Origin of the sequence: Actinobacillus minor NM305, from assembly GCF_000175195.1 — a bacterium.
GTDB classification, from domain to species: Bacteria; Pseudomonadota; Gammaproteobacteria; order Enterobacterales; family Pasteurellaceae; genus Haemophilus_A; species Haemophilus_A minor.
The window spans coordinates 1-11,798 of record NZ_ACQL01000041.1; the positions used below are offsets into that span (position 1 = coordinate 1).

The 11,798-nt window shown below is 33.4% G+C and carries 10 protein-coding genes; all 10 read left to right on the forward strand.

Annotated elements, in window-relative coordinates; genetic code table 11:
- A partial coding sequence (locus AM305_RS01405; protein WP_237698361.1) for a hypothetical protein occupies positions 1-1,119 on the forward strand: 1,119 nt, incomplete at its 5' end.
- 25 nt (positions 1,120-1,144) lie between these two features.
- Complete coding sequence (locus AM305_RS01410; protein WP_005822442.1) at positions 1,145-1,801, forward strand: hypothetical protein; 657 nt, start codon at positions 1,145-1,147, stop codon at positions 1,799-1,801.
- Between the two features lie 948 nt (positions 1,802-2,749).
- The gene (locus AM305_RS01420) at positions 2,750-4,336 is read left to right on the forward strand and encodes a hypothetical protein (protein ID WP_005822445.1); all 1,587 of its coding nucleotides are present in this window, start codon (positions 2,750-2,752) and stop codon (positions 4,334-4,336) included.
- Between the two features lie 226 nt (positions 4,337-4,562).
- Positions 4,563-5,684, forward strand: a complete 1,122-nt coding sequence (locus AM305_RS01425) for a tyrosine-type recombinase/integrase (protein ID WP_005822447.1) — start codon at positions 4,563-4,565, stop codon at positions 5,682-5,684.
- A 38-nt stretch (positions 5,685-5,722) separates the two neighbouring features.
- Complete coding sequence (locus tag AM305_RS01430) at positions 5,723-5,923, forward strand: hypothetical protein (RefSeq protein ID WP_005822449.1); 201 nt, start codon at positions 5,723-5,725, stop codon at positions 5,921-5,923.
- A complete protein-coding gene (locus tag AM305_RS01435) occupies positions 5,913-6,560 on the forward strand; it encodes a hypothetical protein (protein WP_005822451.1) in 648 nt (215 codons plus the stop codon). Before AM305_RS01430 ends, AM305_RS01435 begins: the two co-directional genes overlap by 11 nt.
- A complete protein-coding gene (locus AM305_RS01440; protein WP_005822452.1) occupies positions 6,547-9,210 on the forward strand; it encodes a DNA polymerase in 2,664 nt (887 codons plus the stop codon). The genes AM305_RS01435 and AM305_RS01440 overlap by 14 nt, the downstream gene beginning before the upstream one ends.
- Positions 9,211-9,419: 209 nt before the next feature.
- Positions 9,420-10,682 (forward strand): site-specific integrase, encoded by a 1,263-nt coding sequence (locus AM305_RS01445; protein WP_005822455.1) that lies wholly within the window; start codon positions 9,420-9,422, stop codon positions 10,680-10,682.
- 12 nt (positions 10,683-10,694) lie between these two features.
- Positions 10,695-11,141 (forward strand): hypothetical protein, encoded by a 447-nt coding sequence (locus AM305_RS01450; RefSeq protein WP_005822457.1) that lies wholly within the window; start codon positions 10,695-10,697, stop codon positions 11,139-11,141.
- Positions 11,122-11,565, forward strand: coding sequence for a hypothetical protein (locus AM305_RS01455; protein WP_005822459.1), 444 nt, complete (start codon positions 11,122-11,124; stop codon positions 11,563-11,565). The genes AM305_RS01450 and AM305_RS01455 overlap by 20 nt, the downstream gene beginning before the upstream one ends.
- The last annotated feature ends 233 nt before the right edge of the window (positions 11,566-11,798 follow it).

Sequence of the window (11,798 nt, forward strand, 5' to 3'; positions counted from 1 at the left end):
AATTTGAATCATTTTTTTATCAGATTTATTTTTATACAGAAGTTATTTATGTTTAAGAAATCCTTAATTTATTTAATGCTTTTAAGTGTTAGCCCGTTAACTTTTGGAAAAGTTTTTGAAGCTGTTGGTGAAGGTGATACGCCTGAGATGGCTAGACGAGTTGCTGTGAGTAATGCTATTAAAGAAAGTGTGGGGGAATTTGTATCAGCTAAAGAAGAACTGAATAATGATGACTTTAATCAGTTCCTTGTTAGTCATTCTAATGCTTACGTTAAAAAAGTTGATGTGATTTCTCAAAAGAAAATTAACTCTGATGAGTATCGAGTAGAAGTCGCTGTTGATATCGAAAGTCAAGTTTTATTAAAAGCTTTGAAAGACTCACAAAAAGTAAGAGTAAAAGATATTCAGAATGATGAATTGTTTGCTGATTTAGCAAAGTTAAATGCAAATAAAGAAACTAAACAAGATTTTCAAGAAGTCTTTGAAGAAACGTTGTTAAAGCCTCTACAAAATGGCGATAAAGTGTTAGTTGACTTAGCTATTGATGGGAAGCTAAGAATTTTAGATGCGGATAGTAGTGAAGAATATGCAACGGTATCTCTTCCTATTACTGCTACTCCAAATAAAGAGTTCCTCCAAATTTTTAAACGTCTATTAAAGCAGTCTTTAGTGAATAATACAAAAGCAACGAAAGTGGTTGAACTTAATTTATCTAAAAGCATTATATATTACCAAGCTGATATAGAATTGCTAAATAAGCAGTATATTGATAACTATAAATGGATTACTGAGTTATCTAAGTATTATGGCAATAATTTAAGCGGTTCACATAAAACGGGTATTTTATTGACATTATTAGATCAAGATGAAAATGAATTAGATAGCTATTTCTTTAAAACTTCAAGAGATGTTATAAATAAAAATGTAAAACTTGAAGTGAGATACCAGAATGATAAGCCATTCAACCCACAGCTTTTATTACCAAAGTGTGAGGGTAACATTATTTGTCAATTTGCATCAGGAAAAGCCAAGATCAACCTAATCTTTCCGATTAAAAAAGAAATTATTTCTGAAATTAAAGGACTTGATTTGATCTTTTCTCATGCAGGGATTCAATAAAAATTTGATTAATAGGAGTTATTAAATGAAAAAAATTATTTTTGCTTTAAGTGCGTTAAATCTTGCATTATTACCTACGGTATCTTTTGCAGAACAACCACAACCAACCAACATCAGCCAGACTACATCTAATGTTATGGAAATAGAAGAACCCAACATAGGTGCAAATGCTGAATTTGATGAAAATGGTAATATATTACGTCTTAGAGCAGTAGGTCAAGCTGATCTAGTGTTTGGTGATAGTAAAGATATTAGGTTAGCGACTCAAAAAGCGACGTTAAGAGCTAAAGCGAATCTCACAAAATACTTAAATGAGCGAGTGAATACAGAAGAGACAATAGAGGAAATTGTCAATGAAATTACAAAAAATACGAATAATCAAATGAGTGCTACTCGTGAGACGATTACATCACAAGTGGAAAGAATACAAAATACAGCCGATGCACTCTTAAAAGGAGTTATCGTATTAAAAACAGATGTTAATAAAGCTGAAAAGATTGTAACTGTTATGGTTGGCGTTAGTCCTAAAACTGCTGCTGGGGCAGATCAATTAAATAAAGTGTTGCGTACGGATAGCACTCAAGATACAAATAATCAAGGAATGTCAAATCTAGGTTCTGGTAATGACAGTAATGATAATGTTCGTGAAATTCGAAAAGCTAAAAACTACGATAATTTCTAGTTTATTAGGGCTAATATTACTAGTCTCTAGTAATAGTCTATATTCGAATACATCTAATATTAGACTAGAAAAAGAGGCTACAGGTAATATTTACCATATTAAGGTAGTTTTTGAGAGTAAAGGGCAGGTACAGGATAATCGATTGTCTTTTTTGAGAGCTAAATCTCAACTGTTAAAGTATATAAAGATGTCTAGTAAAGTTGATGGACATATTGATATGAAACATTTTACTTTAATTGATAAAAAATTTTCGGGTAAAAATGTTATGTATCACTTTAGCGTTAAAGAGAGTGATATCCAATTCTATCCGAAATAAAGAGAGCTTCTTTTATCTTAGATTCCTATAACCCCTTATACAGTTAAGGGGTTATTTTTTATGGAGCTGTGTAAATTATAACCTTTATAGATAAGATTTATTCAATCAATGTAGTGTGATTAAAAAAGTTCTTGCAGAATTCTATCAGAACAAATATCATATATCTCGTTGTTTGGTGCTGCTAAGTATCAAGCAAAAATTCAATATTATATTGATGCCCGAGTGGCGGAATCGGTAGACGCAAGGGATTTAAAAGACCTTGATATAACCGATTTTTTTATATCTAAATTTTAGTAAAATGATAAATAAGCCTTTGTAATCATTAAGTTAGGCTTAAATTGATAGCACCATAAGGTGCTTTTTTTATATCCTCTTTTTATTCCTGTCAAAATCCTGTCAGAATTAGTCTGATACATTATCCTATTAGTTATTAACTGCATGCTTTTATTTCTTGTATCTTACTTGTCTTACTTTTTCTACTTTTTACTTTTTATTAAAATTGAAAGACGCTTTTAATTCGTAAGTGTTATATGAATTTTTATCATATAAAACAATGTGTTATGTTTAAAGTGTAGTTTTGTGTTTGGGGTAATGTATAATCTAAATTTACACTAAATATAAGGAGTTATTCTATGCTAGAGGCAAGAAAAATTAAGGAGCTTGTACAGCCTCCTAATGATATAGAGTTGATAGCTAAATATATTTATGGACGTAAGCTAAAAGCTGGAAAGGTTCACTTTCAGGCTATTAAGACATATGCCCATCAAAAAGACGGCTTAAGAGCTTGTTTTGTTGGAAGTGATGGAAAAATGCGATCTTTCAATGAAATGAACATTTCTACATGTATACTTTCTTCTAATGTCTTGGGTTTCTCATCTTATTTAAGTGATAGATATTTTTTGTCGGCGTATCTGTACGATGTTGCACATAAATTAAATTTATTTTGTAAAAAAAAGGCGACTGACGATATTTGTAATCAATTAGAAAGTATAAAAATCCTTGATATTTTTGAACATTTATCAGACTTACCTTTGCCAACCGTTGATATTGATTTGAGTTTACCTGAGACTGATGATCCTCTCTCTTTTCTTTATGACATTTTGTGTCAGCGAGATGAAATTTTTGCGTATACAAAGGCAGTTGAACAGTTTGTTGATGATTACATTCAAACCTTGAAAGAAATTTATGATTTAAAAAATTCTATTATCAGTAGCACTTTGTTGTATTCATCAGTTTTTTATTGCTTGTATCAGATGAATAAAAATTTTTTCGATAATTGGAAAAGTTATTTCAGCATGCTGGATAGAATAAAATTTAATGCTGTAAATGGTCATACTGTGGATGACCGAGATTTTGCGTATTTCAAGAGATTTGGTAAGGATTTTACCCTAAAGCTTAAGGGAAAGGGGATGAAACGGGATTTCAATTTGGCTGTGGGAGCTAACTCTAGTTATGCTGTTTTATATCCTTTTTTAGTTTTTATTGAAAAAATGCAGAGGGAAATGAATCATATTAAGAATAAAGAAACCTTAAGTCAATTTTTTATCCGTTACTTATATGGTGGTCGAGTTTTGGCTACCTCGTTGGCTCCTATTCCTGAAATCGCTTTGAATACTACGGAGAAGGTGGATATACGAAAAATAATAGACTCATTTAGGTATATTGATCTTTCTGATGGTTTATTGAGAGGGAAAAATAGTTCACCGCGTTTTAGTGGATACAACGATTTTTATATAATTATTTATAAAATGTTGGTTAAGTCTTGGAACTATTATTTACAAATTCCGATTTATGATAGGAAACGTCATGAAGTTGCAACCCTTTTAAGGGAGAATTTTCCTTGTGATATGCTTCTTTTAGCTAGAAATGAGGATACTTGTTGTATAGAAAAGTTTTTTAAAGGGAATGAACGGCTAACATCAACTCATCCATTTTATACCACAATCAATAATACTTTTTTTAATAAAACCAAGAGTTGGTTTAGCTATGATGTAATTGATGTTTATAGTTTATTCGTCTATTGTCATATCAAGGAGTTAGATAATTTAATTGCTAGATTGAATGAGGAACCGACTCTTTTGGGAATAAAACCGGAGTTAATTACTAATTTATCTCGTGCTTATGAGGAAAAGGAATTTTCTGAAGAGGCGTATTGCCGTGAAAAAAAACTTTTCATAGAAAAGTATACAGACAGTTTAATGTCCAATAATGATTCTTAAAAAAAGAATTTTTTAAAGAGATATTGATTTTTTTTATCAATATCTTTTTTTATGCCCTTCTCATACAACATCTATGTTCACATTTCACTGACGTTGCATTTTGCATCCCCGCGTAAGTATCAAGTTTTTTTTATGGCACTCTATAAAATATCATTCAGTAGATAGCTGTAGGTAATGTTAGATACAGATATCTGACATCTTGTTCTTTAACAATAAGGAGTGTTCATTGAAGGTATTAAAGCGATCTTTTACTGCAAAAAATTTAGCTTCATTGCCTATCCCTGAGTCGGATGTGTATGAAGTTAAGGATGAGTCTATTCCACATCTTCGACTCTATCGTTATAAAACGAAAATGACATGGTATTTCAAAGGCTGTTTTCATTACAGAGATATACGTGAAAAGCTGGGGTCATATCCACAGTTGAAAATTGCGGATGCAAAATCTCTCGTTTTAGAGCGATTGAGTCAAATTGAAGCGAATAGCTATGTCCACAAGAGAAAGATGACAGTAGGGCAATTTTTTGATGAAGTTTATATCGTGAGTGTGCAAGCACATCAGAGAAATTATATATCAGAGCTTTCAAAATGTAGGCTGTATTTGCTAAAACCATATTCAGAAAGAACCTTACTTTCTTTTTCTCATCAAGAGTTGAGCCGATATTTTCATCGGCTACATGAAAAACTATCAAGTGCTACAACTAATCGTATTATTGCTATTTATAGGAAATTTTTCCGTTTGGCGGTGGAAAATGGATTACTTAATAAGTCTCCAGCCGAATATATTAAGCAATATCCAGAGTGTAATATACGTAAAAAAGTGTTAAATGAAGCGCAATGTAAGCAGTTTTTAACATTATGTCAAAAACGTAATACTAAAAGTGCGTTAGCTCTTGCCCTTTCTTTACTAACAGGTATGCGTATCGGTGAAGTTATAAGCTTAACTTCTGATGTTATCGATTTTGCCGATAAGAGTATTACACTTACTCATACTAAAAATGGTTCTAGTCATCATCTTCCAATAACAGATAAAGTCTATGATGTACTTATTTGTTGTATGAAAGCTAATCCATTATCCCATTATCTATTCCCATCTGATCGTACTGTTACAGGACATATTTCCCCACCTAAAGGGCTATTTAAAGCTTTAATGGGCGAAATGCAATTAGAGGGATTTAGGATTCATGATTTAAGACGTTCTTTCGGTTCTTTATTACTTGAAAAGACGGACAATCTTCAGCTTGTAGCACAAGCGTTAAACCATCGTTCGTTGAATACAACACGACGTTATGCTCATTATCGTCCACAAGTATTGCAACAACGATTAAATACGGCTCTATTATTCAATTAAGGAATGTATATGCAATATTATTCAATTAAGGAGTGGATATGCAATATCTTACTCGATTAGAGCTCGCCCATCGTTGGCGAGTCAGCCTTTCTACAATCAATAAATATGCGGTTGTTAAACCTCATTTATTACCAAAATCAGTAAAGCTAGCAGGTCGTTACCGTTATGCTTTAGTTGACGTGATTGAATTTGAGAATATCCAAAAACTTAATACCAAAGGAGATTTTTATGAAAAATAATGTTGTTGCTTTACCTGAAGGGGCAATTTTTACTTATAGTAACCAAAATCTGGTTTATTTTTCCCATGAAAAATACTCAATCTCTATTAAAAATTACAAACAAAAGAGCGAAAAAGTCGTTTTTACGTTTGCGAAGGAAGCATCTTATTTGCGTGCGATTAAGATTCTTAGAGAAAAAGTCTTTAAAGATTCAAGCTATTTATGCACTGAAAATGGGTTTATTTCTCATAGATTGATCAATTCTATTAGCTTAATTCCAGACTACTATATCGTTATTTCAAATGATGATACTCGTAAGGCATTGATGACGATTGATATATCTGACAAGAACGATGTAGAGCAACAGCAATTGCTTACAGAAATTTGTAAGCCGTTAAAAAGGAGCTCTCAATTTATTGAGTTAAAAGGACATGGTCTCATTAGGAAAACGAGTGTTGGAAGCCGACTTACAAGGGAGTCAGGGGTATTCATCACCAACTCTCGAGGACATAATGTTTTCTGGTTGCCTGTCAGTGAGAGTTCAAGTAAAGATGATATTGTGGAATTAACCTCTAAATTATTTGGTTTCCCCTCTGAGCTTGATGATTCAGATGATGTTGATGAACTAAATGAAGGAGATGAGCATGTTACCGAATAATGTTTCATCTTTAAAAAAAGATATCCCCCTTAGAGGGGATATCTCTCTAAGTGATAATCCTTTGCTCGATATACTTCCTAATGTTTTAGACCATTTTTCGCACAATGTGGGTGATGAGGAAAATGAAGATGAAGGTAAACAACCTTTTATTATTGCTTTAGATAGCGAATATCAGTTAGCCGAGGATGGCAAACGTAATATTATTCTATCTTATCAATATGTTGCGGCAACTAGAGATAATCAACATTCACCAATTAAGGGGATTATTTACACCCGAAGAAGAAAAAATGGCGAAGAGATACGGCTACGATTAAAAAGCTTTTTAAGAAAGGTAATTCTAGATGCCTTACAAAAAAATGTAATTACTCAATTTCCCAAAACGGTTTATGTGGTTGCTCATTTCCTCAGAGCTGACTTAAGTAGTTTTCTTGATTTTTTTCAGGAAAAGACGATTGTTCAAGGAATTCGTAAAACATTAGCTTCTATTACAGATACTTATGGCGTTGATGTTGATGAGTTATTGGGTAAGAGCCATCACAAAGAATTAGTAAATCTAAGTGATAATAACAACAATATGAAGCAAATAAGTATTCGTTTTATTGATACACAATTATTAACGCCAGCCCAGCAGGGATTAGCTACACTAGGGGAAATTGTTGGATTAGAAAAACTCAGTATTCCAGAGCCTTATAGTATTGAGCGAATGGAGGAATACCTGAAAGAGGATAAGCAAGGATTTGAAGCTTATGCACTACGGGATGCTGAAATCGTCTTTCTATATGCGATGAAATTACTTGATTTTACAGAAAGTGAGTTTAATAGAGCTTATTTACCTGTAACCCTTGCTTCTATCGGTGTAAGTCAATTTCTTGACGAATTAAAGATACAAGGCATCAAATCCTCTAGTTTTTTAGGTATGAGTGAAGAGTCAAAGCTTACTTTTAATACCAATACTGGTAAGTATAAGCGAATGAAAATTAAAAGTTTATCTGGAGGGGCTTTAACATTAGAACGCTTTGCTATTGAGTGCTATCACGGTGGACGTAATGAGGCTTTTTGTTGTGGTTATACCCCAATAGAAACTTGGTATGATTATGATTTGCCGAGTGCCTATACCACTGCTTTAATCAATATTCATCCTCTAAATTATGATGGATATTTTCAAACAACGAATGTGAATGATTTTAAAGGGCATACATTGGGATTGGCTAGGGTAGAATTCAGATTTCCTGAAGATACTCGTTATCCCTGTTTACCTGTAAAAACTGAAAATGGCTTAATCTATCCATTATCTGGAATTTCTTACTGTACAGCTCCTGAAATTGAAGTCGCATTGGGTTTAGGTTGTGAGATAGTTATTTTAGAAGGGTTTGTTATTCCGTGGGAAACCACAGACAAAACACCTTTTTCCAGTTTTGTTAAATTTATTAGGAAAAAACGGGAGATGTGTATATCGAAAGAAAGTCCCAATAATATGATTGCTGAAATATCAGAAAAGTTGTGGAAAGAAATCGGGAATTCTCTCTATGGTAAATTGGCACAAGGGCTAAAAGGTAAAAAGACTTTTGATGTAGCAAAAGGCTTAAATAAGCTTGTCCCACGTTCTAAAATAACGAATGCTTTTTATGCTAGCTATGTTACAGGCTTTGTACGAGCGGTGGTAAGTCAATTATTATCAGCCATTCCACCTGATAAAGTGGCAGTGAGTGTTACGACTGACGGATTTATTACAAATGCTCATTTAAGTGAGTTCGATCTTAGTTCATTATCTGTTGTTCAACGTTTTTCCTCATTAGTTAAGGAATTGACAAGCGATGAAAATAGACCTGTTTTGGAGTTGAAGCACCAAGTAAAACAGTTATGTTGTATGAAAAATCGAGGTCAGTTTACCGTGGAAGCCGATGGTGAATATCCTTTAATATTGGCTAAAGCCAGTGTACAAGTTCCCGATAGTTTACGACAGTTTGGGCAATCTTCTGCAGAAAGGCGACAAGTCGAAAATAGTTATATCGCTGAGTTGTATTTTAACAGAGAAGCCAATCAAAAAGTTAGTCGAAGCACGATGATTAGCACTAGAGAGAGCTTTATTAGTCAAAGGGATTTGATCAAAATCCGTAGCGACATTAAGCTCAATCTCGAATTCGATATGAAAAGGCATTTCTCAGTTGCAAATTCTTTGATTATCAATAACGATGAGAGATTATTTATCCAAACTAAACCGTGGAAGGATGTTCAATCTTTCTATCATTATCGAGCAATATTTGATGAATGGAAAATACATCATACATTAAAAAAGATATGTGATTTTCATCATTGGATTGAGTTTTCTAGTGCTAAGGTGTCAGCTAAGGGGAAGCGAGTTAATGTTTCGAAAACTTTTGGAGCAGATAAAGTTTTACTAAGACAATTTCTAAGGTGTTTTGCTAAAGGTGTTCATGGTGGGCGAGTCGATATGACTTATAAACGTTTATCTAAGTTTTTAACGGAAAAAGGCTACACTGTGAGCGAAGTGGACATAAAAAATGCCGCAAGAGCTAGTGCTAAAATACAAGAAAAATCTGTAGCAAGGACGCCAAATACAGAAAAATTATTGTCAGTGCTTTTAGAAATTGCCCCAAATTTTGAAGCCCAACGTTTTTTTGTAACATAAACTTGTTATTTTCGTAATCTTACTTACTAAGAAAACCTTATTACACCTAGCTTTATTAGTTAGGTGTAATTTTCTTATTGGGGATAATATGGTTAGATATTTACACTTTTCTTCTAGTTATCATTAAGTGGTTATAAAACCGAACCTACCATCTTTTCATAAATATATTTTATTTATGATGATTTACATCATTAAAAATAGGAGTATTTATGACTAAATCTCATCCTTTATCTAATCCTAAGATAAAGCCTTTCAAATTTACTGCTCAAAGTATTAAAGCATTACCCCAAAATCTTTCTACGACTTCAACGGAACTTGAGGTTTCTGATACTGAATCTAAAGGCTTAAAGTGCCTTGTAGGTCGTAGTGGGAGTAAACGCTTTCTTTTTAGGTATACCTTTAAAAATAAAAAATGCAGTATTGCTCTTGGAAAATTTCCTGATATTTCGGTCAGTGAAGTCCGCAACATAGTAAGACAGTACAGGGAGTTACTGTGTTGCGGTGTAAATCCTAAAGAACAACTGCAATCAAATAATGCTACGGGTGATATGAATTCTCAATCGGAGTCTGAACGTGTATTGGCTTTCCAGCCAATGACTGTATCTGCCTTTTTCTGGAGTGTTTATTTACCTTATGCAAAACAGCGTAAACGTTCTTGGGATAAAGATGAATCCCGTTTTAGATTATATATAGAGCCTTACATTGGTAAAGTCATCTATAGTGATTTAAAAGCCTTACAAATCTATCAAATTCAGTCCGATATGATATCGGGAAATCATTATCCAAGAGCATTTTCGCCTGCTACCTGTAATCGTACGATTGCATTACTAAAAACGATGGGTAATTTTGCTTATCGTTTAGAGTATATTTCGGAAAATGTGGCATTAAAAGTGCCTCTATTAAAGGAAAATAATCAGCGGAGTCGTTATTTTTCTTTAGAGGAAATGAAAGCGTTATTGTATCACGCTGAATTTTACCCGAATAAATATGCAGGTAGTCTAATAGCATTGCTTCTATTAACAGGAGCTAGGCGGAACGAGTTACAACAGGCGAAATGGGAATACCTTGATGTGAATGCTCAAATTCTCTATGTGCCGAATACAAAAAATGGTAAACCGAGAGAAATTTATTTATCGGATGAAGCCATGTATTGGTTAAATAGGTTAGAGCGTGATGTTGGTAATCCCTATATTTTTGCCCGTAAAGGGAGTGTGAAACCTATTTCTGCTCCTCGTTTTGCATTAAAGCAATTACTTAAAAAAGCAGGTATAACGGATATTGATGGTATTTGTTTTCATACTGCTCGCCATTCCGTTGCAACACTTCTTATCTCATCGGGCAAATTTAATCTTTATGACGTTAAAGCCCAACTAGCTCATGCCTCCATACAAAGTTCTCAGCGTTATGCCAAACTGACCGAAAACCGACAAAGAGAAACAGGACGGGGCATTAGCTCACTTCTCAAAGCTTAAAAGGAAACTATTATGCACATCATTACTCAATGGCAAAGCCTAGAAAACCTTGCTAAGTACCATCCATTTTATAAGGTACTGTTCGATTATGTTTTTCAAGGCTTGAAAGCTGACCTATCTCTATTTGGTGGGAATGAAAGTGATGAACTTTATTCCTGTTATTGGCAATCATCAACGATGATTATTTTAGATAGAGATGTGAAGCCTTTACTATTGTTACTTGATAAACATCAGGACGCATTTTGCTCTCTCATACCTGAGATTATGCAGTCATCAGTACGCTATTTATTGGCATATCCTGAATATACTGAAAAATTGGATACTGATTACTATGTTAGTTTAGGTATTGTAGAGGATGGTGGTAGTGGGATCTTTCTTGTCTTTCATAAAGATTTAGTAAGTAACCATTCAGTGTTATTTAATTTAGTGGAGAACAACTATGACCCAATCCATGATTGATCAAAATTACCGTATTCTGTTAGAAGGAACAGCCTTGAAATTGAAATATGTGGCTAAGGATTATATTCATTTCATAGTAGGGCAACATATTCCAACAGGTAATTTTGTTTTAGCTATTGCTGATAATGATAATTCAGGATTGTATTCTAAAGAATGGATTGAATTGTCAGCGATATATCAACTTTTGAGTACCTTAAATCATAGTCATTTCAGATCTCAAGTTTTTGATGCTTTATTTCAAAATAGAAGTCGAAACAACCGTGGTTTTCTCACTGCTATTTTAAAGAGTGAAAGCTTAAATGTTATTGAGCCCGTATCAGGGCAACCTTTTGAGTATAAAGTGGTTGAAAAATACACTGAAAAATTTGCTCAGTTGGAGATAACATTGAAAAAACTTTCTGAAGGAGAGGCTTTCTCCCCGTAATTTCTGAATTAAGGACAGGGAAACAGCTAGTCTGTGGATATCCTATATTCGGCTATTGAAATAACTCCTTAATAATTAAGGAGTTATTTTTTTGTTGTTTATTTTTATGAAAAAAGTGCAAGGGATTGATTAAACCTTGAATTAAAAACGCTTGGAAATTGTTGTGTTTAAGCTGGTTTTATCAGCTGATTCTGTAAAAAATCTTACCGCTCAGCTTGACATCCCCCCCCCCC